Source organism: Nostoc sp. LEGE 06077 (assembly GCF_015207705.1).
Classification (GTDB): domain Bacteria; phylum Cyanobacteriota; class Cyanobacteriia; order Cyanobacteriales; family Nostocaceae; genus Nostoc_B.
The window spans coordinates 85718-111862 of sequence record NZ_JADEWI010000014.1 but is presented as its reverse complement, the minus strand read 5'-3'; the positions used below and the strand labels follow the sequence as shown (position 1 = coordinate 111862).

Below are 26145 nucleotides of genomic sequence, written 5' to 3'. Positions count from 1 at the left end.
CCAGCAATTGAGTTAACAAACCCTCATACATGAACCGTTAGGAACTAGAACTTCAAGGTATCAACACTAGCGCTCACAGGTGGGATATTTTGAATAACAGAAGACCGAGCAAAACTGTTACTAGATAAAGCTGCGATCGCTCCAGCATACTGGGGATCATTGGGAGTAGCAATTAAACTAGGATTAGATGCCAACTGACGCTCTTGAGCTTCTGTCAAATCTATCTTGATATCTGGCGCGATTCCCTTATGGTTAATATCAGTTCCCAGTGGGGTGTAGTAGTGGGCAATGGTGACAGCTAAACCAGAACCATCAGATAATTCATGCACTGACTGGACTAAAGCTTTACCAAAGGTTTGGCTACCAATAACTACTGCGCGTTTGTTATCTTTGAGCGCCCCTGTTAAGATTTCGCTGGCACTAGCAGAATTACCATCCACCAGTATTGCTAAGGGAAGCTTTGTCAAAGCAGTACGATTAGCTTTGGTTTGCTCACTACTGCCTTGACGGTCAACTGTGCGGACGATCGCACCATTATCCATCCACATCCGCGCAATTTCAATACTAGCCTGTAATAAACCACCAGGATTCCCACGCAGATCTAATACAAAAGCATCGACTTTCTTACCATTTAAATCCCGAATTGCTCGACGCATTTGATCAGCGGCGTGGCCACTAAACTCTCTTAAGCGGATATAACCTACACGGCGATTGCCTTCTTGCTTGAGGTTATAACTAACTGTTGGCACTTCAATCGTTGCCCGTGTCAGTTTCAAGTCAAAAGCACCCTGTCCGCTTCTTTCCAAACGTAATGTGATGGGAGTACCTGCTTGACCACGAATTAGTTTGGAAGCATCATCCACCTTTAGTTTTACAGTGGGTTTCCCATCAATTGCTAATATCTCGTCCCCAGCTTTAATCCCTGCTTTCAATGCTGGAGAATTATCGATGGCTTCGACAACCGTTAGCCGTTGAGTTTTTTCATTGACTTCCATCCGAATGCCGATACCTGAGACTTCCCCAGAGGTTTGATTGGTGAGAGCCTCATACTGTTTGGGATCCATAAATCTGGTATATGGATCGCCCAATTTTTGTAAAGCTTCGCGGATAGCTATGTATGCTTCTTGCTTAGAAGAATAATCTTTACTTAATAGGCTCTGCCTAGTTGCTTGCCAATCTTGTTGATTAAAAGTCCCATCAACATACTCACGATTTACCAGTTGCCATGCTTGGTCAACTATGGTTTTAGGGCTATCTTGTAGGGCGGCACGAACACAGCGAGTCCAAGCAGGGCCAAATACGGACACAGCGGCTGTTGTGGCGATCGCTCCACCAATCATGGCTAGTTGGAGCGGCGAGTAATGCTTCGCAGATTGGTTCATGTATATTAGCTGGAATGGTTGTTTTGTTGAAAGTTTAGCAATCAGACTTTTCAGAGATTTTTAAGTTTTTATAATTTATTTTCAGTTAAGCTTTCTTCATTATTTTCCCCTCGGAATTACCCTAAAAATTTTGCCTTACTTACCATTAGTGTTGTAACCATACATCTGCTAAATAACTTAGCAGTCTAATCACGCCCTATACCAGTACTGTGACACTTTTCACCGTGTCATATTTACACCCTATATTAATTTTATAAGATAGCATTTTGTTGGCTAGACTGCTGGCATTTTGGATATTATTTAACTCAGCTTTTTTTAGCTATGACATGAGATATAAATTTACTCGAAGTTCATCAATTTTTAGCCAGAGAAAATCAAATAGATGGTTGCAATTGTTACAAAAAATTTTCCGTAGTTTATGCTTAATTTTGGGCTGCTGGCTAATTTTCACAACTATAACCTTAGTTTCTGCATCTTCCAAGCCAGTCGATGCTTGGTTTGTACTTGGTGGGAGTATTCGCCGCGAAATCTATGTTGCCCAACAAGCAAAACAAAATCCCCAAATTCCAATTTTAATTTCTCGCGGCTCTTTAGACCCCTGTATATGGCTAATTTTTCAAAGGGAGGCAGCAGATTTACAAAACGTTTGGTTAGAAAACTGCGCGAATTCTACCTTTGAGAATTTCTATTACGGGATTCCGATTCTAAAACGTTGGAAAATACATAAAGTAAAGTTAATTAGCTCTCCCAGTCATTTTCCCAGAGCTAAATGGATGGCACAGATTTTGTTAGGGGCGCATGGCATTTGGGTAGAACCAGAGGTAGTTAAAGAAAAAGGTCGTCCAGCGAATCGAGAATATTTGTGGAAAACAGCATTTGACATCACACGCAGTTTATTCTGGGCGGTGATCAGTCAATTTATCCAACCAAAATGCTCATCTGTTACCGAACTGACTGATGTGGATATGCAGCTTTGGCAAAATCAAGGTTTTGTCTGTGAACGACAAGGAGGATTGGGGCGCAAGGGGGGAAGAGGAGAAGGGAGTAGAACTAATAACCATTGACCAAATAATTATCGTCCCAACAAATTGGGAATACCTTCACATCCACCGGGAATTGTTGCCCTAGTTGCCTCTCCGCCCCAAGCACAGCAATAGCAACGGTTAGTTTCAGACATTCTTTGAACATTGGTGAAATTGGCATTTTCAATCACGGCCCCTGTATGTTCACCCGTTTCGTAGTTTGGTGGTTCTGTCCGGCTACGAGGTGAAGCTTTCTCGACAGAGCCATAAAATAGACGCACTCCATTTATATCAGCACCGCTAAGATTGGCATCATATAAAATGGTGCGGGAGAGGTTGGCTTTTACTAAGTCGCAGGCACTCAGGTTAGCACGGACAAGATTAGCTTCGCTGAGATCAGTCCAACGCAAATCTGTACCAGCAAGGTCAGCGGTGGCTAACATTACGCCTAAATCAATGACGCGCACACCTTCTAAACGGTCTTCTGCATAACCACCCATACCATTGAGAATCGCCCGGCCTAAGCGCCGATCGCGTTTTAAGGGTGTGAGCAATTTGGAACGGGAGAGAAAGCGAAGAATTTTGGCTTTACCACTACCATCAACACTACTAAAAATTGCGGCTGTGCGGCCTTCGGCGATCGCTCTTTCTTGGGGCCAATCTTCTAATAAGCCTTCTTCATCTAACACCAAATCCGAAATGCCTTGGAAATAAGAATCTATAGTTTGCTGCTGAGTAATGATATTTTGTTGAACTGTCAGCAAATTTTGTTGAATTGTCAGGTCTTTGGAAATAACGTATTGTCGCCACGCTACATAAACGGCAATAATGGCAATTAAAATTTGCCCCAACGCCCCAAACCATTCGGCTAAAGTCCCCGAAGCTTCCCAGTTGATTCTCCGCCCTAACATAAAAAGGCGATCGCCAATCCCAGAAAATTTGATCAAGCCCACAATGGCTGCTATTAGTCCCAAGAACCCAACAAACAAGGTTCTGTCTTCTGGTGTAAACCATTCTTTGAGAACATATTGCAACCAAGGCAATAGCATAGCTAGAGATAACACCAAAGTGAGCAAGGTTCCCACTATTCCCACAATCCAGTTATTGAGGATGGCTCCAAGCAACGTGAGAGAGATCGCCGCTATTGTCAGCATTAATGCCCTTGGCGTAACCGTGATTTGATAGGTAGGGCGTTGCTGCATACTAGAACGAGCTTGCTGCATCACTGCGGCATTTTGCGACGATTGCAAAGATGAAATCGCTGCTAGTGCTTGTTGGGCTGTCAGGGCTTCTGGATTTAAATGACTGTCCCTAGAGCCACCATCGAAATCATCTGGCTCTTGTTCGGGTAAAGGTTCTGGGTTTGGGGGAGTGGGAGAGTTAGATTCAATTGCCATGCTTTCTATTTTGCCCCAGTAGACTCAGTTCAACAGCTGTTTTATGTTAACTGCTAACAGGTAGAATTCGGCACAGGGCGATCGCTTGAAAAGGGAACAGGCCAGAGTTTGATACTTCATAACTCATAAATCCATACATTATATTTAGTTAAGAATTTCCTGCTACTTAAATAGCAATAAGGTTCAGATAAGCTTTTTTGTCTTTTACTGTTCCCCGTTCCCTGTTCCCTTATCTCCCCAAGAAAACTTTCTTAACTGAACTGTATTGACTTAAATAGGTGCGATGCCTAACCAAATTGCTTCTATCAGACTCTGCACAAATGAAAACATAACTTTTGGGTGATTTTCTAAATCAAAGTCTTTGACAACTTCTGTGGTGAAACTAGTTTGAGATAGCGATATCTGTTCCGAAAGGACGTAGTTCATCAGGGTTCCTACTAAGATATGAGCAACTATTTTGGCATTTACAGGACGCAATCTACTGAGACTGATCTCTCGCTCTAGGAAAGAAGTTAGCACTTTAACATCTTGCATTGGCCCCTGTTCTTTTCTGGTACAGGGTTCTGGGAAGGCACTGCCACGGGAACGCAGCATAATAAAACGGGGCAGCACTTCATTATAAAATTCTAAAATCTGAAGACACACCTGAATCAGATTTTCTTTGAGATTCCCTGTACCACATAAGTTTTCCAGTTCCTTCATCCACAAAGGTCTTTCTGGAAGCCCCATAGCCGCAAAAAACAATTCTTCTTTCGTAGAAAAGCGCTTGAAAATTGAAGCCTCAGAAATACCAGCTAGTTGAGCAATCTCTATAGTTGAACCACCAAAACCTTGCTGAAGGAAAACTTCGCGGGCAGCTTCTAAAATTTGCTGATTAGTAATTTTAGGTTTACGAGCCATAAATTAGTAACTACACACTGATGAATTTATTCTTGGTTAATGCTCATGTCAAGACTTGTCACAAAGGGAGTTGGGAATAGGCGCTCACTATTCATTACTCCCCACTCCTAACTCAATTAAGCTAAGGTGATGAATACAGCCAGTGCTAACGACTGTAAACTTTACCTTTCGACTAAAGTAGAGATCGTTTAAGCTATCTGACAGATGATTGATTTTTGGGTAAGAGGCGGTAGTGTGCCTAAACACGTTCATTTGATTTCGTTTCTGGTTGCCTGTAGTTTGTTGAGTATACCCAAAGTTGCTCATGCACAGGCACTAATTCCCCATACGCTGCAATTAGATCCAGCAAAGTTGGAGAAACAAGGGCTGACTTTAGCGCAAGAGGCAGCGCAACTAGCTCAATTTCAGCAGATTGATTTAGCTTTACCACGAGCGCGGTTGGCAAGCCAACTGGCTCCCAAAAATGATAAAGTGTGGCTGCTGTTGGGTGGTTTGCATTTACAAAATCGGGAATTTGAACCAGCGCTTGCCGCTTTGAAAAAGGCACAATCGCTCAATCCCAAAAATGCAGACGTTTTTTTTGCGATGGGTTCGGCTAATTTTCAACAGAAAAAGTATGATGCAGCAATTGCTAATTATCAAGCAGGTTTAAAGCTGAAACCCAATGATCCAGAAGCCTTGTTTGATTTAGGTAACGCCTACTATATGCAAGGTAAATTACCAGAGGCGATCGCCCAATATAATCAGGCAGTAGCCCAAGATAAAAAATTCTGGGCAGCAATTAATAACATTGGTTTAATTCAATACGAGCAGGGTAATGCTGATGCTGCTATTAAGCAATGGCAAACAGCTGTATCTATCGATAAACAAGCTGCGGAACCTTTACTGGCCTTAGCCGTGGCACTATATACTAAAGGCGATCGTCAACAAAGTCTGACATTAGGCGCAACTGCTTTACGCATCGATCAACGCTATGCTGATTTGGATTTTCTTAAGGAAAATCTTTGGGGTGAACGTCTATTATCTGATACAAAGAAATTTTTAGAACTGCCCAGCATTCAAGCAGCTCTACAGCAACAACCGACACCACAGTAAAGTCAAAAGGAAAAAGTTAAAAGTCAAAAGTCAAAATAATTTTACTTTTTACCTTCTAACTTTTTCATCTACTACTTGCGGAAAACAGTATCTTGTAGTACATCTATACTAGACAAAGATAAAATATTCCCCCAAAAATGTTTTTGGGGGAATATTCCTCAGAAAATCTAGTTAATTCTCCGTGGTGATTAATTCTGAGGAAGAAGTGCCATGATTTGGTCAACAAATTGTTGGTGGTCAACCACAGGCTTAGAGATATAACCATCAGCACCACTCTGCTTGAGGAAGTTCTCGCGATCGCCTTCCATCGCGTGTGCAGTCACTAGGATTATCGGTAAATTTGCTGTTTGCGGATCAGACTTCAACATTTGGGTAATTTTAATGCCATCAACAGACTTACCTTGATAAACACTTCTAGACAAAGAAACATCCATTAAAATTAGGTCTGCTTTCCCTGATTGAGCAATTTGAATCACTTCTTCGACATTTTCGGTATGTTTTACATCTAAGCCGCCGCGCTTGGTCAAAATTTTGGAAAAAACGCGAGCATTAATTAGATCATCTTCAACAATTAAAACGGTTTTCATGAGAATTTAATTAATAGAGGTGAAGGGGAGAACGCATTGAGCAAAACAGTTGTCTAGCTCTTTTTTAATCACTAATGTATGTCGCCGTCATCAAGGATAATACTACTGCTATTTATCTGGTGACTCACAAGATTGTGTTAGGAATCCCTTTTCATCCGTTATGCTGTGTTTGCTGCATTGTTCAGTTATAGAGATTTTTGTGTAGTTAACTTTCAGGGAAAAAACTCATGGCAAAACAGTTAAACCTTCTCTCAACGGGACAGGTAATTACAACAGCCCTGCACACCGAGATGCAACGGTCTTATCTAGAATATGCCATGAGTGTGATTGTTGGGCGAGCATTACCAGATGTGCGTGATGGCTTAAAACCTGTTCATCGCCGCATTTTGTATGCTATGCACGAACTAGGTTTAACACCGGATCGGCCTTATCGTAAATGCGCCCGTGTTGTTGGGGATGTACTGGGTAAATACCACCCCCACGGTGATCAAGCCGTTTATGATGCTTTAGTCAGGCTGGTACAGGATTTTTCTAGTCGCTACCCCTTACTTGCAGGACATGGCAACTTTGGTAGCGTTGATAATGACCCACCAGCAGCAATGCGCTACACCGAAACTCGTCTAGCTTCCATTAGCCATGAGGGAATGCTGACAGAAATCGGTGAAGAAACTGTGGAATTTGTTGGTAACTTTGATAATTCCCAACAAGAACCCACGGTATTACCTGCACAGTTACCCTTTTTGTTACTCAATGGTTGTGCAGGGATTGCTGTGGGGATGGCGACAAATATTCCACCACACAATTTGGGGGAAATCGTTGATGGCTTAATTGCCTTAATTGACCAACCTGATTTACCTGATGAAAAGTTATTAGACTTAATTCCTGGGCCAGACTTTCCCACAGGTGGCGAAATCGTTGGTGACACTGGTATTCGGGAAGCTTACAGCACAGGCAAAGGTGGAATTGTCCTGCGGGGTGTTGCTCAAATAGAAGAAGTTGCTGGTGGTAAAGGAACGAAGCGCCGGACGGCGATTGTGATTACAGAATTGCCTTATCAAGTAAATAAGGCTGGCTGGATTGAAAAGATAGCCGAGTTAGTGAATCAAGGTCGCTTGCAAGGAATTTCGGATATTCGAGATGAAAGCGATCGCGAAGGTATGCGGGTAGTCATTGAACTCAAACGCGATACTAACCCCCAAGAAGTGTTGCAACATTTGTATCACCAAACCGCTTTACAAACTAATTTTGGGGCAATTCTCCTGGCGATTGTTGAAGGACAACCCCGACAATTAAGCTTGCGGCAATTATTACAAGAGTTTCTCAATTTCCGCGAAGCAACTCTCAACCGTCGCTATGGTTACGAGTTAGATAAAGCAGAAAGTCGTTTGCACATAGTCGAAGGTTTGCTGAAAGCCTTATCTCAAGTTGATGAAGTAATTAGCATTTTGCGCCAAGCTGCTGACGGTAGCACAGCCAAAATTAATTTGAGTAGCCAACTGAATTTGAGCGAGTCACAAGCAGATGCAATTTTAGCAATGCCTTTACGCCGTCTGACCGGTTTAGAACAACAGAACTTGCAGCAGGAATTTGAGCAACTAACTACACAAATTGCCCTCTTGCAAAACTTACTGAACGATCGCCGCGAATTATTAAAGTCGCTGAAAAAAGATTTGCGATCGCTCAAGCGCAAATATGGTGATCCTCGGCGTACCAAGTTGCTATCCGGTATTACCGAGGAATTGAAAAGCAAAGCCGCCGAAGGTTCCAGAAGCCGCAAGACAGAAGAAGTTGAAGAAAATTCCCCAGTCGAACAGCCTGCGGAAGAAGCAATTCTAGAGTTTACCCAACGGGGTTATGTACGCCGCCTTTCAACATCTGGGAAGAAACCAAAAGCGGAAAATGGTCTACCGGACAATGATTTCTTGATTCAAACTGAATTAACCGATACCAACAAAGATTTACTCATCCTTACCAGTGGTGGCAAGGTCTACCCTGTGCGCGTGGGGGATATTCCTTTAACCACTGGCCGTTCTCCACGGGGAACTCCATTGATCACCACACTCACAAGTACGGCTCAAGGTACTCAAGAACCTGTAGTCAGTCGCTTTTTATTGCCAGAAGATTTAAACTCCCAGCAAATGATTCTCCTGACAAAACAAGGCAGAATTAAGCGCTTATCTTTAGCAGAATTTACTAACCTGACTCGTCGCGGCATTACAATTGTCAAGCTCAAAGACAATGATGAATTATTATTTACCCAGTTCACCAACCCAGGAGAGCATTTAATTTTGGCTAGTTCCGGTGGGCGTTTATTGCGGTTTGCGGTAAATGATGAACAACTGTCAGTTATGGGTCGAACAGCAATGGGTTTACAAGCCTTTCGACTGTTGAGAAATCAGCAAATGGTTGGCTGTGCAACTGTGGGCAAAGATGACCATTTACTGCTAGTTACTCAGCAAGGATATGCCAAGCGAATGGCGGCGAGTCAATTAAGAGCCGCTAATCGAGGGGATTTAGGCACGCAAGCGTTGAAATTTGCCAGTAAAACAGACAACTTAGCTAGTATGGTGAAAGCGGTTACTTCTGAAGTTGCACTAGTCACAAACAAAGAGCGTGTAGTCCGGTTAGCTGTAGATAAAATACCTATCTTGGGACGTGATACTACCGGCGAAATTATCCTGCAACTCAACCGAGATGAAAAAATTATCGCTGTTGCTGAAGTACGTTAGTGCAGATGCTCCGAGAAATTGCAAATTTTTGGTTGCGATATATACATCCTCGTCTAGCTCCCTTAATTGGCACAATTGGGATTTTTGGCCTGGCGAGTTGTTTGCTCATACTTTTTGTTTTAGCAGAGCTTTTTGAAGAGGTTTTAGAGCGAGAAGCTTTTGCATTTGATACACATTTTTTGTTGTGGTTGCATCAGTTTGCTAATCCCACCTTAGACAATGTGATGCTGGCAATAACAAACTTAGGCAATCCTAGTGTGGTGGTGTTGGTTGTAGTTGTGAGTTTAGCTTTGCTCTGTTGGCGGCGTTATCTTCAGGAAGCAAGAATATTTGCCATTGCTTGTTTGGGAGCCTTCATTCTCAATACTGGACTAAAGTTGTTATTCACTAAACCTCGTCCCCAACTTTGGCCGCAGTTAATTACGGAAACATCTTTTAGTTTTCCTAGTGGTCATGCGCTAGGCTCTTTGGTGCTGTATGGTATGCTGGCTTATTTGTTGGCGATTCATTACTCAAGATTGTCTCAATTTATTTACAGTCTGGCAATTATGGCGATCGCCGCTATTGGCATCAGCCGTCTATATTTAGGTGTGCATTGGCCTACAGATATAATTGCAGGTTACGGAGTTGGGTTTCTTTGGCTAACGATGTGCATCACAATGCTGAAATTGCAACAACTGAGACAAAACTAGGGTTAATTTTTTTGATGATTTCTAACTTTAATTATAAAAGTTTGATTTAACGTTACATTTTCTAAAGATAGTTGTTATATTAATTTACATAAGGCAATAAACCTTAGTAAATCCTGTTTGGAGTTGAAACAAATGACTAACACAACCACAAAAATCACTGCTCCAGTAGTTGAAGATCGTAACGCTTGGCGTTGGGGTTTTACTCCTCAAGCAGAAATTTGGAACGGTCGTTTGGCAATGATTGGCTTTTTATCTGCTGCATTGATTGAACTGTTATCTGGCCAAGGCTTCCTGCATTTCTGGGGCATTCTTTAAGTAACTTCAATTATCTAAAGATATGAAAAATAAAAACCTGGTAGCCTTGAATAACTACCAGGTTATTTATTGTCATTTGTCAAAAATTTATGACTAATTACTAACTAGTAACTACCGAATATATTCTTTGAGGACGCTATTACGGTTGGGGTGGCGTAATTTGCGGAGAGCTTTGGCTTCAATTTGACGAATACGTTCACGAGTAACGTTGAAAATTTGGCCAATTTCCTCAAGGGTTTTCATCCGACCATCATCCAAGCCATAGCGGAGTCTGAGAACATCGCGTTCGCGGGGGCTGAGACTGTCGAGGACTTTTTCTAAATCTTCACGCAACAGATTCTTAGAAACCTGATCTTCTGGGGTTTCACCATCAGATTCAATAAAATCACCCAATCGAGAATCTTCTTCTTTACCAATGGGGGTTTCTAAGGAAATTGGTAGCTGTGCAGATTTAGCAATAAATCGCAGTTTCTCGATGGTCATTTCCATCCGAGTAGCGATTTCTTCCTCAGTAGGTTTGCGACCCATTTCTTGAGAAAGTAGCTTGGTGGTTTTCTTGATGCGGGAGATAGTTTCGTAAAGGTGAACTGGGAGGCGGATAGTCCGAGACTGATCGGCGATCGCTCTGGTGATGGCCTGACGAATCCACCATGTAGCGTAGGTGGAGAATTTATAGCCTTTTTCATGGTCAAACTTCTCCGCCGCACGAATCAAACCAAGGCTACCTTCTTGAATTAAGTCTTGGAATGATAACCCACGATTCATATATTTCTTAGCAATAGAAACCACAAGCCGGAGGTTCGATTGCACCATTTTATCTTTTGCCCTGCGACCAACGTGCAGGCGATAGCGAAAAGCGGGCAACGGTAATTGCACTGCTTCTGCCCATTCGCTATCACGGGGATCACGATCTAACTGTTCTGAGAGTCTTTCTCGGACTCTTTCTAATTCTAGTAAATCTGCGATTTTCCGCGCTAATTCGATTTCTTCGTCTGCCCGCAACAAGCGAATCCGCCCAATTTCTTGCAAGTAAAGACGAATTGAATCTTCGGTGTAGTGCTTTTTCTTGCTTTGTGTGCGACGACGCGATTTAGCGGCTTTTCCAGACTTTGCGTCGTCCTCATCAGACTGAGGCTCTAAAAATTCATCCATTTCGCCATCATCAACAAGAAGTAAGTCATCCTCTTCTTCAATTAAGAGGTCTTCTAACTCCTCGAAATCAGGCTGATTTATTATTTCTAGGTCAGGCTGATAATTGCTTTCGAGTACGTTGTTAGCCTGGTTCATGCCGCGTTCCTCATGCTCCTTGCAGAATCAATTACTTCAATTACTCAAGATGTATTTAGCGCTCTTTTTATGAGGGCTAGTTAACAACCGAAAATCGGGTTTTAGGCTGTTTTCCCTGAAAGTTTTTCGGTAGTTTTACTCCATTTTGGAGGAGTTTTTTATTGAAGTGTGAAAAGTAGCATTTACTGCTGACTTACTCACTTTAGTTATAGTCGCGTGTTGCTGTCGCACACAACCTTTAACTTGTTTGTTTAAAACAGGGTTTGTCTTTGTCTTGAGCAAAATTTAATAACTCCATACAAACAATTATGATTGTTGGCATATTTTCTGACAAAGACTGTTCCGATTGTAGCCTGTTTCACAGAAATTGCACTCTTTTTGTGTATTAATCATGAAGTCATTAAGTAAGTTCAAGCCACCATTATCAAAAAGATATTAAAAAGGGTAGGTATTCCCTTAAATTTTTTCTAAACCTTTTTGCAATTACAGTGAACTTATCTTTACATTCAAAGGAAATTACTCTCACCTTTACACAATTTTAGGTATTAACTACAACATTAATTACTTAGAAACAGTGTGTTTGATATTAACTGAGGCGAGAAGTATTGAGATGCATCTGTTTACATTTCCTTTATAAATGACTCATCCCAAACAGTTATGCAGGAAGTCCCACAGGGTAGAACAGTAAGAGTGATACTGCTTGTTTGAAGACACCTAACTTTATTGTCTGCCAGCCACCTTAACTGAGGAGTTAAAGCTTTGGCAGAATCTGCCAGATGGTCTTCAATAGGGTTTTAACTGAGTTGGTCTTATTCACACATTAGCGCACAGATGAGATTTCCACCCTATGAATCTTGACAAACTGCTCCTATTGTATACAAAGATATTTTAATCAATTTATAAAGAATTTGTCAGTTGATAATTTAGATATTTATCTGCTTAGGGCAAAAGTTTATTGGATACAGACAAATTGGCAATTTTGGCTAAGACGACATGAAGTTGATTGGATGTTTGTCTTGCACAAATTTCTGCCGTTAGTAATTAGTAAGTTGAACATAAAGAAGTGAGAGCGTTGGTGGAGAATGTATTAGTTAATTCTGAGTACGTACGAATATGTTAAATATACTACTTGCTTTTGCCGAAAATGATGACTGCGTATGATCTTCAACATCCAGAACTACTTGACCAATTTTCGAGTTGGACAAGATCGAGCTTTGCACCTCAAGGATAACAAATGCTCTTCTAGCTTGGATGCAATTTGAATACACAAATTTTTGATTGGGGCTGGTTAACTTTTGGAAAATGCCAAACCAAGTGACATTCACGGATTAAACCCGGATTAGTCAAATACTTGACAATAAAAAGTTTTTATGCACTACTCCAGAAAAAGAAAACTAATAACCTTAGTAATTAATAATTATGTATTCTATCAAACAACTTCCAGATGAAGGAAATAATACTTACAAAAAATTATCGAGGTAGTCGTGCTTTGTTGTCGATCGCCTGGCAAGAAAAAAGGTAATGAGCGATCGCTCATTACCCACCATTAATGCACATCAGGATAATTGATATTAGCTTGATATTAAATATCTAGCTCGGCAAAATTGAGTCTTGAACCATAGGTTTCGATAAATTCACGTCGGGGCGCAACGCGATCGCCCATTAAAATGGTGAAAATGCGATCAGCTTCGGCAGCATCTTCAATTTCGACTTGTTTGAGAGTGCGGGTTTCTGGATTCATTGTAGTTGTCCAGAGTTGTGCTGGCATCATTTCACCCAAACCTTTGAAGCGTTGGATAGTGTAGTTAGCGTTAGCCGGGAACTTAGCAAGGGCTTCTTGCAGTTCTCTATCGCTATAACAATACTCATGATTCTTACCGCGTTCTACTTTATATAAAGGAGGACAAGCGATATAAATGAATCCTTGTTCTATCAGCGATCGCTGATATCTGTAAAAGAATGTTAACAGTAATGTCCGGATATGCGCCCCATCTACGTCCGCGTCAGTCATGATGATAATGCGGTGATAACGCAGTTGGGTAGAGTCGAATTCTTCGCCTTTTACGCCTAAACCCAAAGCTGTAATTAACGCCTGAATTTCGTTATTTTTATAGATTTTGGAATCGTCGGTTTTTTCGATGTTGAGGATTTTACCACGTAGAGGCAGGATAGCTTGGGTGCGGCGATCACGTCCTTGTTTGGCGCTACCACCCGCTGAGTCACCTTCCACAATATAAATTTCCGACTCGCTAGGATCACGAGAACTACAATCTGCCAATTTCCCTGGTAATGGCGAGGATTCCAGTACAGATTTACGCCGTACTAACTCCCTGGCGTGGCGTGCGGCTTCTGCGGCTTTAAAAGCTTGGATAGCTTTATCTAAAATAGAGTCTGCTATCCCCGGATGAAATTCCAGGTACTCAGTTAATACTTCCCCGACTAAAGAATCAACAATTCCCCGTACCTCAGTGTTACCGAGTTTAGTTTTGGTTTGTCCTTCAAATTCAGGATCGGGGACTTTGACGGAAATGACTGCGGTTAAACCTTCCCGGACGTGTTCACCGCTGAGGTTGGGTTCATTTTCCTTGATTTTATTGCGCTTGCGGGCGATCGCATTTAATGTCCGAGTCAGTACCGCCTTTAAACCTTCTAAGTGCGTACCGCCATCAACGGTACGGATGTTATTCGCAAAACCTAACACGTTGTCTGTGTAAGCATCAGTACACCACTGCAACGCCACTTCTATCTGGACGTTGCTGCGTTCCCCCTGCACATAAATAATTTCTTCATGTAGTGGCTGCTTATCGCGGTTCATGTAGGCGATATATTCTTTGATACCACCCCGATATTCGTAGGTTTCGATCTTGGGTGTATCGCTTTTGAGGAGTTCTAAACGGTTGTCTGTGAAAGTAATTTTCACTCCAGCATTGAGATAAGCCAATTCTCGCAAACGGCCTGCTAGGGTGATGTAATCAAACTCAATTCCCGTAGTAAAGATTTGTGTATCTGGTTTGAAAGTTACAGAAGTACCTGTTCTAGCTTCTTTATATGGTTTAGCTACCAGTTCAGTAACGGGAACACCTCGTTCATAGCGTTGGGTATGAACCTTTTTATCCCGCCAAACTGTAACTTCAACAACTTCTGACAAAGCATTAACTACAGAAATCCCAACCCCGTGTAATCCTCCAGAAACTTTGTAGCCACCACCGCCAAACTTACCGCCAGCGTGTAGTACTGTCATTACGGTTTCCAAAGCAGATTTTCCAGTCCGTGAGTGAGTATCGATAGGAATGCCCCGACCGTCATCTGTTACACTCACGGAACCATCTGCATTAATCTCTATTTCTATATGGGTGCAGTATCCTGCTAATGCTTCATCAACAGAGTTATCTACCACCTCATAAACTAAATGGTGGAGTCCTCGCGGCCCGGTAGAACCGATGTACATCCCCGGTCGTTTGCGGACGGCTTCCAGACCTTCCAGAACTTGAATCTGATCGGCACTGTAACTGCTCGTCATGAAAATTCTCCTGATGCGTGGGGTTGAAATCGCCCAAAGGCTGAAAAAGCAAAAACACACCAAAATTCTAACACAAAAGCCTTAGTGACGACTGTAGGGCAATTTTATGAGAAGTTTATCTAGGGGATGTATCCCCATAAGTTTTCCCGATAGATCAGCTAATTTTTTCCGAAATCACTTTTTTCAGTACCAATGGACGCAGAGTATTTTTCAGGAGTACTTTGTTAAGCCTCAATCAAAATACTTCTTTGAGAGGTTAACATGGTTCTCATCTATTGAAAATATAGTACAAAAATACTAAAGCTCCATGTTAACGCCAAGGGATTGGGGAGATGAACTATTGACTATTGAGCAATGAAAATTGATTGTTGACTAATGACCAAATTAATTGTTATTTGTGGGGCGACTGCGACAGGTAAATCGGGTTTAGGGTTAACTTTAGCGACAAGGTTAGGTTCTGTAATTCTCAGTGCAGATTCCCGTCAAGTTTACCGTGAGTTTAACATTGGCACAGCTAAACCAACTTTAGCGGAACAAAAGTTAGTGCCACATTATTTAATAGATATCTGCGAGCCAACAGACACGATGACAGTAGCAGATTATCAAGAGCAAGCACAAACTTTGATTGCGTCGGTTGCTGTTGAGCCAATATTATTAGTCGGTGGAACTGGGTTATATATCCGTTCCATAGTGCAAGGAATGAAAATACCTAGAGTTCCGCCTGATTATGAATTGCGATCGCAATTAGAATCTCTCGGTCAAAATCAACTTTATAGTATGTTGCAACAAGTTGATCCTACCGCCGCACAAAAAATTCATCCCAATGATCCCGTGCGGACTTTACGCGCATTAGAAGTATTTTATATAACTGGAATTCCCATATCTGAACAACAAGGTGAAAACCCACCAGATTATCCAATTTTGCAGATTGGCTTAGATTGTGATGTGGAAAGATTGGATAAACGCATTCACCAGCGGACTGAACAAATGATTGCTGATGGTTTAGTGGCTGAAGTGGAATATCTGAGCCAGAAATATGGTGCTGATTTATCGTTATTAAACACTTTGGGATATCAAGAAATCAAGCAATATTTGACTGGTGAGATTACTTTAAATGAAGCAAAAGAATTAACAGTTTTACATACACGGCAATTTGCCAAGCGACAACGTACTTGGTTTAGAGGATATCCGCAAATTGAGTGGTTTAATGCAGATGATGTTGATTTGTTCAAGAAAGTTTGGCAGCGTGTAAATGAGTTTATTAACTAAAAACTTTCGCAAAACGAGAATTTTATTCGCACTCATATACAATAAGAATCAATAGTATTTTTATGCGGTATGAGTCAGGCAAAGTCATGAAAATTCAGGATATTATTCAAGCATTGCCAAACTTGAGTGTAAGCGATCGCTTAAAGATAGCTGAGTCAGCTTTAAAACTTGTGATCGAGGAAAAAAAATCACTTACTCAAGATGAGCAAAAACAGCAATTAGCACTAGCCGCAATCACCGCTATTTCAGACTATGCACCTGATGGCGAATTAAATGTCTTTGCTGATTTAGAAGGAGAAGATTTTTACAATTATCCCGATGAAGACTTAAATCATTCAGATTCTTATGTATAGAGGTGAAGTCTGGCTGGTAAATTTAGATCCAACGGTAGGGACAGAAATTAGCAAAAAGCGTCCTTGTATTATAGTCAATGATGATGCTATTGGAATTTTGCCTTTGAAGGTTATTGTCCCAATTACAGATTGGAAAGAAAGATATGCAGTCAGACCTTGGATGGTACGCTTAGAATCAAGTATAACTAATGGTTTAGCTAAAGTTTCTGGTGTAGATACTTTTCAAATTCGCTCAGTTTCAGAAACAAGATTAGCAAGAAAACTAGGTCAACTCTCTGAATCAGAAATGCAGCTTGTATCTCACGCATTAGCTGTAGTTTTAAATTTGTCTCACTTAACTAATTAGCGATCGCTTTTTTAACGAACCGCAAAGTTCGCAAAGGGCGCGAAGGAAAAAAGAGAGCGATCGCTTTTTTATATTTACAGTACAAATATACTATAATTTATAAACTAATTATTCACTGTATTAGAGCAAATAATGGTTAAAAGACCTAAGTCTGGTAGATGTGTACATTGTCTACAAAATGTTGATAATTTGACACGAGATCATGTTTTCCCTTCTGCTTGGTATCCAGATAATACTTTAGAAAATTTACAAAGATGGACAGTTCCATCCTGTAAAAAATGCAACGAAGAATATGGCAGATTGGAAGAGGATTTACTCTTGAGACTAGGTATATGTATTTGTCCTGAAGATGCAAATTCAAGCGGAATTTCAGATAAAGTACTGCGTTCAATAGATCCAGAATCAGCAAAAAATAGGACAGATAAGCGCTTCAGGGAAAGAAAAAGAGAAAAGATCAAAAAAGAATTATTTCAATGGAAAACGATGCCAACTATAGGGTTACATCCAAATTTTGGAGTACAAAATAACATTTACTATCCAGAATATCTAACTATTCTAATATCAGCCGAAAAGTTAGAACGCTTGTGTCATAAGATAGTTCGCGGTATAACCTATATTACTGATAAAGTCTTTATAGAAGAAAATTCCAATATTCATTTTTTTACTGTAGATGATAAAGCTGCTCGACCAATATTGGAAGATATGAAAAAAAATTTGGTAACATATGAGCTTCCAGGTATTAAAGTAGTCCGTGCTATGACAAGTGGCAATCTAAATGCTGGTTTTTATGCCATAGAAATATGGGGTAGGTTAAAAATGTACGCTGTAGTCAAGCCAAAGAAACTGTCATGCTGAATGTTATAAATAGTTGAGACAGGAGAGACACCAAAGTTTAAATTTGCAAAACTTTCTTTCTTTTACTAAAAAGCTTGCCTCAGAAGCATCACACCTCCAAGACAAGCCAACTTTCTAATTCTTTCTTCGCGCTCTTTGCGCCCTTTGCGGTTCGTTAAAGTTGCTTCACTTCCGAAACTAACTTCGCCACCATATCTTTCGCGCTACCAAACAACATTGTGGTTTTATCTCTGTAGAACAATTCATTATCTACACCAGCAAAACCTGCACTCATCCCGCGCTTGATGACAATTGTTTGCTTTGCCCGGTCTACTTCCAAAATTGGCATTCCGTAAATTGGGCTATTGGTATCGCTACGCGCGGCCGGATTTACCACATCATTCGCGCCAATTACTAAAGCGACATCCGCTTGCTCAAATTGGGGATTGATATCATCCATATCGTACAACTGGGTGTAAGGCACATTCGCCTCTGCTAATAACACGTTCATGTGTCCTGGCATTCTCCCCGCTACAGGGTGAATGGCATACTTCACATCAACACCCATACGTTCTAGTTGATCTGCCAACTCTCGCACACTGTGTTGTGCTTGGGCAACTGCCATACCGTAACCAGGTACAATCACGACGTTCCGGGCATAGCCCAACATCATTGCGCCTTCTTCGGGATCAATACTGCGGACGGTTTGATCTGTTGCACCAGCCGCAGCCGCGCCACCAGACGCACTACCTGAACCAAAAGCACTGAACAGCACGCTGAACAGAGAACGGTTCATCGCTTTACACATGATTTCCGTCAGGATGAGGCCAGAGGCTCCCACCAATGCGCCAGCGATGATTAACATATTGTTCATCACCACAAACCCCGCAGCAGATGCAGCGACACCCGATAAGGAGTTTAACAGCGAAATTACTACGGGCATATCGCCACCACCAATGGGGATGACGAACATTACACCCAATACTAAAGAAACCCCAACTACTGCTAAAAATATGGGTAGGCTATCTGGTGTGACAATTAAGTAAGCACTACCAGCAAGATAAGCACCTAGCAGCAACAAGTTAAATGGTTGTTGGAAGGGAAATGTAATGGGAGAACCGCTGATTAAACCTTGTAATTTGGCGAAGGCGAGAAAACTACCTGTGAAGGTAACACCCCCAATTAACACATCCAACAACATGGAAATGTTGACATCTAAAGGGATGGGCTGAGAGTGTTCTAGTAACCGCCAGAATTCTGCCACAGCCACTAACGCCGAAGCTGCACCGCCCAAACCGTTGAGTAAACCCACCATTTGGGGCATTTCGGTCATTTGGACTTTGTAAGCTGCGATCGCACCAATGCCTGAACCAATGGCCAAGCCTAACAAAATCATTTCATAATTCAGTACGTGCTGATCCAGCATTGTGGCCACAATTGCCAACAGCATCCCCACAGCCGCAATCACATTGCCATTCCGGGCGGTGGCGGGGGAACCCAGCTTTTTCAAACCAAAAATGAATAAGGATGCAGCGACTAAGTACGTCAGCTGAATTCCAGTTGGTAAAAAGTCGCTCACGCCTTAATCTCCTTTTTCTTGAACATTTGCAGCATTCTGTCGGTGACGAGGAAACCACCCACAACGTTGACTGTGGCGAGGATCACCGCAATCAAACCGAGAATCACCGAAACACTTGTCTCTCTCGCACCAGCCGCCACTATTGCCCCCAGTACAGCAATGCCAGAAATCGCATTGGAACCGGACATTAAGGGTGTATGTAGGGTTGGTGGGACTTTGTTAATAACTTCAAAGCCGATAAAAGATGCCAAAACAAATACAAACAAAGCAGCAAGTAATGCTTCTGTCATGAAATAAAAACTCCTTGGTGAAAGGAACCGCCGATGAACTCCGTACTCTGCATCTGCGTTTATCGGCGGTTAATATTCTGCCTAATTAACTGCGGTTTGTTGAGTGTTGATAGCTTGCAGTGCGTCTTTAACACGTTGATTGCGGATTTCGCCTGCGTGGGTAACGCAAGCTGCATCAACAATGTCGTCTGCAAAGTTAATCTGCAAAGCTTTATCTTTAATTAACAGTTGCATCAACGATGTCACGTTCTTGGCATACAATTGGCTGGCGTGAACTGGCATAGATGAAGGGAGATTAATTGGGCCAATAATGGTGATGCCATTCCAAACAATATCTTTACCGGGATCGGTGCAAGCACAGTTACCGCCTTGTTCTGCGGCTAAATCGACAATCACCGAACCTGGTTTCATTTGTGCCACCATTTCTTCTGTAACTAGCAGTGGGGCTTTTCTCCCAGGGACTTGGGCGGTAGTAATTACTACATCAGCATTTTTAACGTGTTCAGCAACCACTTCTTGAGTACGTTGTTTGCTGGCTTCGGAAATTTCTTTGGCGTAACCACCAGCAGCTGTGGTTTCTTCTTCGAGTTTGACTTCGACGAATTTTGCCCCTAAACTTTGGACTTCTTCTTTGACGGCGGGACGAATATCAAAGGCTTCGACAACTGCACCTAAACGTCTGGCGGTGGCGATCGCTTGCAATCCTGCCACACCTGCACCCATAATAAATATTTTCGCTGGGGCGATGGTACCAGCAGCGGTTGTCAGCATCGGGAAATATTTTGGTAATGCGGCGGCGGCGATTAATACTGCCTTGTAACCTGCAAGTGAAGCTTGTGAAGACAAAGCATCCATACTTTGCGCTCTGGTGCTACGGGGGATCAATTCCATGCTCAAAGCTGTCACTTTGCGGTTGGCTAACTGCTGCGCCACCACCGGATTTCCTAAAGGATTGAGAAAGCTAATTAAAACAGATCCTTCTCGTAATAAATCAATTTCTGAGCGTCCATCTTCTCTTTCTTGCGGTGGACTAACTTTTAATAAAATATCTGCTTCGTTCCATAATTGAGCAGTATCAGTGATAATTTGAGCGCCTGCTGCTTCATAGGCAGAATCACTAAAAAAGGAACGTTCTCCTGCACCTTTTTCTACCCAGACTTCTAAACCTTGTTTAACTAATCGGGCAACAGTGTCAGGATTTAATCCTACACGACGTTCACAAACTTCTATTTCTTTAGCAACTGCTATTCTCATGAAATCTCCTAGAGATAAATACTTACATCTCTGCAAAATCTGCAATTATCCCTATTAAGGGATGTCTCCTACTCCTAATGAAGCTGCAATTCTTGCTCGCGATCGCTTGAATTTGTAGATTGAACCTTGAACTTTATCTTTCCTACTTTGAGTTCTGAAGCTAAAACCAGATTTTACCTTTGGTAAGCTGTTGTGCATACAAGTTGCAGTATTTAAATTGTTGGTAAAAGCTTCAAACCCTCTACCATACTCCCCTGCTCAAGTGCGGTCTCAATGAGCAAATTCAGTGTTTAACAGCTTATAAGTCACACTTGCTGATCGTGACCGATAGATTTACATATTGCTAATGCTATGTTGATTCCCAAGTTTACATCTTTGTCTTTAGGTTATTTTCCAGATTGAAGAATTTTGCCTTACTTACATAGTGAAATCTTCGTAAAAGTTTTAAAGCTTAATAATTTGAGGATTTTTAAAGATTACTATTTTATTGATGTCGACTTATTTTTATTAATCTAGCCCAATATTCCTAGCGATCGCTGATTGTATAGCTCAATTTTTATAACAAAGCACTCAAAATTTAGATACACTCGTACATATTTAGCAACATACACACATTTTTGAGAGTGGTGAGTAACAAGACTAAATCTCTAACCTCTAGCCTCTACTCCCTCTTTCATCATCAGGACTACCTCCTGCCTTCTCTGGCACTTTTTATTTTCGCTAGTCGTCCATTGTCAAGAATTCAGTAGTAAAGTTTAGTTACGAATACTCAACTAAAGTATTTACATCAACCAGCTATATCTGCTAGAGGAGCCTAACTATGCAACGTTTACATTTTGGCAATTGGATTCGACGCAAGCCGCAAGTAGCAATTCTTTCGGCTTTAGCTGTAACTAGCTGCGTAGTGACGGGATTGACAACTCAAGTTTCAGCACAAAGTTTACCTGGATTAACCCTATTTAGCGGCGTGAAAGCTGAAAATCAGCTGCCTTTCCGGTTAGATTTTGGTGGACAAACTAACAGTACCGATAGATACATCTTGAGGATTCCTCAACAAAAAATGAAATTGGCAGTGGCTCAATTTGCCATTACCTATCCCAATTACTACAAAGGAAGTTTTGATGCCAAAAAAATAGAAGTGAGAGTCAAAGGCAAGAAAGTGCCTCTTGCAGAAGTGAAATGGGATAAAGAAGGCCGAGTCATCGAAATATTTCCCCAAGAACCAGTACCCGCAGGTCGCAATGTTGAATTAGTTTTATCTAATGTACAGAACCCTTCCTTCGGTGGAGTTTACTATTTCAACTGTCAGGTTCTCTCACCTGGAGATACACCACTACTGCGTTATGTAGGGTCTTGGATTTTAAGTATCAGCTAAGTCAATGGTCAATAGTCAGTTGTTAGCTGTTGTATTGTGAGTTTCCCAACTTTCTGCTTTTTAACTATGGACTCTTCATCCTGGACTATTGACTATACGCAATGGTATGATTATAGATTGTGACTTTTTATAAGAATCGCCTGAGAGGACAACAGTATGAAAAGAACCCTGGGCGGCACTTGCCGTAAGAGAAAAAGAACCTCCGGTTTTCGTGCCAGAATGCGGACACCAGACGGAAGAAACGTGATCAAAGCTAGAAGAAAAAGAGGACGTTATCGTCTGAGCGTTTAGAGCATTTTCAGCAACTAGAGGGGCTGTGGCTTTGCCCAAGGCGAATCGATTAAAATCTCGCAAAGATTTTCAGGCAGTTTTCCGAGAAGGAATTCGGCGACAAAGCTCTCATTTCACCTTGAGAGCTTTAAGACCGAGATGTTCTCCAGAACCTTCTGGGGATACTGCCACTGCAACTACAAAAGTTGTGAGTACACAAATTGGCATTTCGGTCAGCACGAAAGTCAGTAAAAAGGCTGTCGTGCGTAACCGAATTAAACGTCAAATGGCAGCAGCTTTACATCAGTTATTGCCAAAATTATCTCCAGGATGGCGGTTGGTATTTGTGGTGAAACCAACAGCAGCAGAATCTAAGTGCGGAAGCCAACAATTTCTGCAAGAATTAGAGCAGTTGTTGGCACAAGCTGAGGTATTAAATGGGCATTCGTGAAGAAGTTTATTATGAAGGCGGCCCTCACATTGGGGACTTAATTCTCAACTTATTGATTGGACTGACTGTTGTGGGTATCCCCTTAACAGTGGGCGCAATTGTCAGAGCATTGTGGCTGCGTTACCGAATTACAGATCGCCGAATTTCTTTGAATGGCGGTTGGATGGGGCGCGATCGCACTGACATTATTTACTCAGAAATTGTTAAAATCGTCAAAATTCCCCGTGGCGTTGGTATTTGGGGAGATATGGTAGTTACCCTCAGAAATGGCAGTCGTTTAGAAATGCGGGCAGTTCCCAACTTCCGCGAAGTATATGACTACATCAATGAAAGAATTGCTGCTAAAAACCCCACATACACTGGTGCTAAATAAAAAATAGGGAGTCGGGAGTCGGGAGTCGGGAACAGGGAAAGCAATAATTGCTTTGTATAAAATAAAAAATTCAAAACTTCCCATTTGTCAAAAACTACCTACTCACCACTCCCCACTTCCCACTCCCCAAATTTCTTCATGTGCGGCTATCCGTAGCGAGAGATAGTCGCAGCCGAATCACGATTTAGATAAATTAGATTCAGTTAAATTTACAGTACCTCAGGTTGAATTCAGAATAATGGATTTTGGTATCGGCTTCCTCTCAAACAACGTCATGTTGCCAATCATAGACTTTTTCTACGGCATTTTGCCGAGCTATGGGTTGGCGATCGTTGCCTTGACATTGATAGTCCGCTTTGCGCTTTATCCCCTGAGTGCTGGCTCAATCCGCAATATGCGGCGGATGCGAATTGTGCAGCCTCTAATGCAAAAGCGGATGGCAGAAATCAAAGAGCGCTATAAAGACGACCCGCAAAAACAGCAAGAAGAAATGATGAACGTCCAAAAGGAGTTCGGCAACCCCTTAGCAGGATGTTTGCCATTGCTGTTACAAATGCCAGTGTTGTTAGCGCTGTTTGCTACTTTACGGGGATCACCTTTTGCGGGTGTGAATTACTCCGTTAACCTCCAAATCTTGCCATCTGAACAAATTGAAAGAGTTCAACCACAAGCCTTTGCTACTGCCCCACAAAACATTTATGTTGCTGATGGGGAACACCATAAAGTAACTGCTATCCTCCCTAGCGGTACCAAACTAGCCGTGGGAGAAAAAACAAAAATACAATATCAAACTTTAGAAGGCAAACCTTTTGATGTCTTATTGACAGAACACCCAGAAACAAAGCTAACGCCAGAATGGAAAATCATCAAAGGCGAAGAAAGAATCAAAGTCGATGCTCAAGGTAATCTTGAAGCCTTACAACCTGGAGATGTGACACTTCAAGGCACAATTCCCGGACTGGCAGCAGACAAAGGATTTTTGTTCATCGATGCCTTGGGTAGAGTTGGCGCAGTTGATCCCGATGGTAAAATCCACTGGGATATTGTCGCTATGGTGATCTTCTTTGGTATCAGTCTCTACGTTAGTCAAATCCTTTCGGGGCAGAACTCCAGCGGTGGCAACCCACAACAGGATACAGTCAACAAAATCACCCCAGTTATTTTTTCGGGAATGTTTTTGTTCTTCCCCTTACCAGCTGGGGTTTTGATGTATATGGTGATTGGTAATATTTTCCAAACTCTGCAAACTTATATTCTTTCTCGTGAACCCTTATCAGAGGAACTACAAAAAATTGTAGCCATCCAAGAGAAAGAAACAGTAACAGAACAAAAGTCATTACCTTTTGAACCAAAAAGTTCTAAGAAAAAGGCTACAGGTTGATAGATGAGTAACAGTTCCATGCAGCGAGGTCAGCAGTGGTTAAAATCACTGCTAGAACTCACTGGGGTCTCTGCTGAGATTCAGGGTGACATAGAAGTAGCCCAACCTCAAGATGACGATACCCCAGAACCAGATAATTACTGGTTGACAATTAACGAAACCAACTTAGCACCAACACAAATCCAAGTTCTCATCGGTGCTGATGGTTCTGTACTGGATGCAATTCAGTATCTAGCTAATTCTGTCCTTAACCTGAACCAACCACAGGAAGAACAAGCATCCTACACCATTGAGTTGAATGGTTATCGGGTAAAAAGACAAGCAGAAATTCGCGCTTTAGCTGAAGCAGCAGCAGACGAAGTGCGAACTTTTGCTAGAGAAGTGGAAATTAAATCCCTCAGTTCAGCGGAACGACGGCAAATCCACACCTTCCTCAAGGAATTTTCTGATTTAGAAACCTTCAGCCGTGGCAAAGAACCACATCGTCATCTGGTTGTGCGTCCGGCTGGGGAATATGAAAGCTCACCCAGTCAACAATTTTGACTGTTCCTCTAAGAGCTAAAATAAAGATGTAATATCAGCACAATTGCTGATGAGAAACATAACTGTTTAGTGAGGATGTCTCACAAATCCTATGGACGCAATTTTTATTCCGCAGCTCACCAAAGCCCCGGAGCGGACAGAGGAAATTCAGGTTCAAGAGTTTCTGCCTGGACTAGAAACGCTAACACCAATTCGAGGTCGTGTTCGTGTGCAGCACCAAGGTAATTACCTGGAAGTTTCCGGTCAGGCAGAAACTATTATTACTTGTACGTGTAACCGCTGTTTGCAACAGTATAATCGTCGGTTAGCGCTGAACACCAAAGAAATTATTTGGTTGGATGAGGCAGCCAATCAACCACAAGACTTGCCCCTAGAGCGGGAAATAGCTCTGGAAGACTTGCTAGAAACCCTGTCACCCAATGGATATTTTTCTCCTAGTGAATGGCTTTATGAGCAAATGTGCTTAGAAATGCCTCAGCGTCAGTTGTGTGATCTGAATTGTCCAGGTATTTTGAGCAGTGTTGATGAGAGTCTAGATAGTCAAGAAAAGCCTGTTGATAACCGCTGGGCTGGATTGGAAGCATTGAAAAAGCAACTTCCTGGTTAGTATGAGGGAGTGTGTTTCGTATACCTCGTGAATTTTGGCGATCGCCTGGGAGAATGTCTAAACACCCTTTAAGAGAAAATTATGGGCGATCGCATTCTCAAAATAGAATTTATCTTATCTTAAAAAGATTTACTGAAGTTATACATAGGTTTGTTGCATTAATCTCTAACTATTGTTAGAGTGACAAATCTTAAGTCTCAAATATTATGGGTTAACATAATTTCTGGAAAAATCAGATCTCCTTGAATAAGGAATATAAGTAAAATTAATGATTTATTGCTTTTTTGCTGCTAA

At 41.8% G+C, this 26145-nt stretch carries 25 protein-coding genes; 16 read left to right on the top strand and 9 right to left on the bottom strand.

Annotated features, from left to right (window positions below; all coding sequences use genetic code 11):
• Positions 1–44: 44 nt before the first annotated feature.
• Positions 45–1382: a carboxyl-terminal processing protease CtpB gene (gene ctpB / locus IQ244_RS12425; protein ID WP_193894335.1), complete on the bottom strand. Its 1338-nt coding sequence runs from the start codon at positions 1380–1382 to the stop codon at positions 45–47.
• Positions 1383–1708: 326 nt separating this feature from the next.
• On the opposite strand from ctpB, the gene IQ244_RS12420 reads away from it, so the two are divergent.
• Positions 1709–2446, top strand: coding sequence for a YdcF family protein (locus IQ244_RS12420; RefSeq protein ID WP_193894333.1), 738 nt, complete (start codon positions 1709–1711; stop codon positions 2444–2446).
• A gap of 8 nt (positions 2447–2454) precedes the next feature.
• Here IQ244_RS12420 and IQ244_RS12415 read toward each other — a convergent pair whose 3' ends face one another.
• Together IQ244_RS12415 and IQ244_RS12410 are read right to left on the bottom strand one after the other, a co-directional pair.
• On the bottom strand, positions 2455–3801 hold the full coding sequence (locus IQ244_RS12415) for a pentapeptide repeat-containing protein (protein ID WP_193894331.1): 1347 nt from the start codon (positions 3799–3801) through the stop codon (positions 2455–2457).
• Positions 3802–4071: 270 nt separating this feature from the next.
• Positions 4072–4701, bottom strand: coding sequence for a TetR/AcrR family transcriptional regulator (locus IQ244_RS12410; protein ID WP_193894328.1), 630 nt, complete (start codon positions 4699–4701; stop codon positions 4072–4074).
• Between the two features lie 234 nt (positions 4702–4935).
• Here IQ244_RS12410 and IQ244_RS12405 point away from each other — a divergent pair, with 234 nt between their 5' ends.
• Positions 4936–5796 (top strand): tetratricopeptide repeat protein, encoded by an 861-nt coding sequence (locus IQ244_RS12405; RefSeq protein WP_193894395.1) that lies wholly within the window; start codon positions 4936–4938, stop codon positions 5794–5796.
• A gap of 188 nt (positions 5797–5984) precedes the next feature.
• Here IQ244_RS12405 and IQ244_RS12400 read toward each other — a convergent pair whose 3' ends face one another.
• Positions 5985–6383 carry a response regulator gene (locus IQ244_RS12400; protein WP_193894325.1) on the bottom strand — a complete coding sequence of 133 codons (399 nt, stop codon included), beginning with the start codon at positions 6381–6383 and terminating at the stop codon, positions 5985–5987.
• A 227-nt stretch (positions 6384–6610) separates the two neighbouring features.
• Between IQ244_RS12400 and gyrA the strand changes: the two genes are divergently transcribed.
• The 3 genes from gyrA to IQ244_RS12385 all read left to right on the top strand — a co-directional run bounded on the left by gyrA (position 6611) and on the right by IQ244_RS12385 (position 10119).
• On the top strand, positions 6611–9112 hold the full coding sequence (gene gyrA, locus IQ244_RS12395) for a DNA gyrase subunit A (protein ID WP_193894322.1): 2502 nt from the start codon (positions 6611–6613) through the stop codon (positions 9110–9112).
• A gap of 5 nt (positions 9113–9117) precedes the next feature.
• Positions 9118–9804: a phosphatase PAP2 family protein gene (locus tag IQ244_RS12390; protein ID WP_193894319.1), complete on the top strand. Its 687-nt coding sequence runs from the start codon at positions 9118–9120 to the stop codon at positions 9802–9804.
• Positions 9805–9936: 132 nt separating this feature from the next.
• On the top strand, positions 9937–10119 hold the full coding sequence (locus IQ244_RS12385) for a chlorophyll a/b-binding protein (protein ID WP_193894316.1): 183 nt from the start codon (positions 9937–9939) through the stop codon (positions 10117–10119).
• A 111-nt stretch (positions 10120–10230) separates the two neighbouring features.
• On the opposite strand, the gene rpoD is transcribed toward IQ244_RS12385, so the two are convergent.
• Together rpoD and gyrB are read right to left on the bottom strand one after the other, a co-directional pair.
• Positions 10231–11406 (bottom strand): RNA polymerase sigma factor RpoD, encoded by a 1176-nt coding sequence (gene rpoD / locus IQ244_RS12380; RefSeq protein WP_015111342.1) that lies wholly within the window; start codon positions 11404–11406, stop codon positions 10231–10233.
• Positions 11407–12988: 1582 nt separating this feature from the next.
• Positions 12989–14926 carry a DNA topoisomerase (ATP-hydrolyzing) subunit B gene (gene gyrB, locus IQ244_RS12375; protein ID WP_193894314.1) on the bottom strand — a complete coding sequence of 646 codons (1938 nt, stop codon included), beginning with the start codon at positions 14924–14926 and terminating at the stop codon, positions 12989–12991.
• Positions 14927–15301: 375 nt separating this feature from the next.
• Between gyrB and miaA the strand changes: the two genes are divergently transcribed.
• From miaA to IQ244_RS12355, 4 genes are all read left to right on the top strand, one after another.
• The gene (gene miaA / locus IQ244_RS12370; protein ID WP_193894311.1) at positions 15302–16195 is read left to right on the top strand and encodes a tRNA (adenosine(37)-N6)-dimethylallyltransferase MiaA; all 894 of its coding nucleotides are present in this window, start codon (positions 15302–15304) and stop codon (positions 16193–16195) included.
• Positions 16196–16281: 86 nt separating this feature from the next.
• Entirely contained in the window at positions 16282–16548 is a 267-nt protein-coding gene (locus IQ244_RS12365; RefSeq protein WP_193894309.1) for a hypothetical protein, read from the top strand.
• A complete protein-coding gene (locus IQ244_RS12360) occupies positions 16541–16894 on the top strand; it encodes a type II toxin-antitoxin system PemK/MazF family toxin (RefSeq protein ID WP_193894306.1) in 354 nt (117 codons plus the stop codon). The genes IQ244_RS12365 and IQ244_RS12360 overlap by 8 nt, the downstream gene beginning before the upstream one ends.
• Before the next feature lie 132 nt (positions 16895–17026).
• Positions 17027–17749, top strand: a complete 723-nt coding sequence (locus tag IQ244_RS12355) for an HNH endonuclease (protein WP_193894303.1) — start codon at positions 17027–17029, stop codon at positions 17747–17749.
• 154 nt (positions 17750–17903) lie between these two features.
• On the opposite strand, the gene IQ244_RS12350 is transcribed toward IQ244_RS12355, so the two are convergent.
• From IQ244_RS12350 to IQ244_RS12340, 3 genes are all read right to left on the bottom strand, one after another.
• Positions 17904–19307, bottom strand: coding sequence for an NAD(P)(+) transhydrogenase (Re/Si-specific) subunit beta (locus IQ244_RS12350; RefSeq protein ID WP_193894300.1), 1404 nt, complete (start codon positions 19305–19307; stop codon positions 17904–17906).
• Entirely contained in the window at positions 19304–19597 is a 294-nt protein-coding gene (locus tag IQ244_RS12345) for an NAD(P) transhydrogenase subunit alpha (RefSeq protein WP_015111134.1), read from the bottom strand. The genes IQ244_RS12350 and IQ244_RS12345 overlap by 4 nt, the downstream gene beginning before the upstream one ends.
• A gap of 81 nt (positions 19598–19678) precedes the next feature.
• Positions 19679–20851: a Re/Si-specific NAD(P)(+) transhydrogenase subunit alpha gene (locus tag IQ244_RS12340; RefSeq protein WP_193894297.1), complete on the bottom strand. Its 1173-nt coding sequence runs from the start codon at positions 20849–20851 to the stop codon at positions 19679–19681.
• Between the two features lie 820 nt (positions 20852–21671).
• Here IQ244_RS12340 and IQ244_RS12335 point away from each other — a divergent pair.
• The 7 genes from IQ244_RS12335 (at position 21672) to IQ244_RS12305 (ending at position 25851) form a co-directional block, all read left to right on the top strand.
• Positions 21672–22226: a DUF2808 domain-containing protein gene (locus IQ244_RS12335; protein ID WP_193894294.1), complete on the top strand. Its 555-nt coding sequence runs from the start codon at positions 21672–21674 to the stop codon at positions 22224–22226.
• A 156-nt stretch (positions 22227–22382) separates the two neighbouring features.
• Entirely contained in the window at positions 22383–22517 is a 135-nt protein-coding gene (gene rpmH, locus IQ244_RS12330) for a 50S ribosomal protein L34 (protein WP_015111131.1), read from the top strand.
• 25 nt (positions 22518–22542) lie between these two features.
• A complete protein-coding gene (gene rnpA / locus IQ244_RS12325) occupies positions 22543–22947 on the top strand; it encodes a ribonuclease P protein component (protein ID WP_193894291.1) in 405 nt (134 codons plus the stop codon).
• On the top strand, positions 22934–23320 hold the full coding sequence (locus IQ244_RS12320; protein WP_193894288.1) for a PH domain-containing protein: 387 nt from the start codon (positions 22934–22936) through the stop codon (positions 23318–23320). Before rnpA ends, IQ244_RS12320 begins: the two co-directional genes overlap by 14 nt.
• Positions 23321–23558: 238 nt before the next feature.
• Complete coding sequence (gene yidC, locus IQ244_RS12315; protein ID WP_193894285.1) at positions 23559–24701, top strand: membrane protein insertase YidC; 1143 nt, start codon at positions 23559–23561, stop codon at positions 24699–24701.
• Positions 24702–24704: 3 nt separating this feature from the next.
• On the top strand, positions 24705–25244 hold the full coding sequence (locus tag IQ244_RS12310; protein WP_193894282.1) for a protein jag: 540 nt from the start codon (positions 24705–24707) through the stop codon (positions 25242–25244).
• 91 nt (positions 25245–25335) lie between these two features.
• Positions 25336–25851 carry a YceD family protein gene (locus tag IQ244_RS12305; RefSeq protein WP_193894279.1) on the top strand — a complete coding sequence of 172 codons (516 nt, stop codon included), beginning with the start codon at positions 25336–25338 and terminating at the stop codon, positions 25849–25851.
• Positions 25852–26145 lie beyond the last annotated feature (294 nt).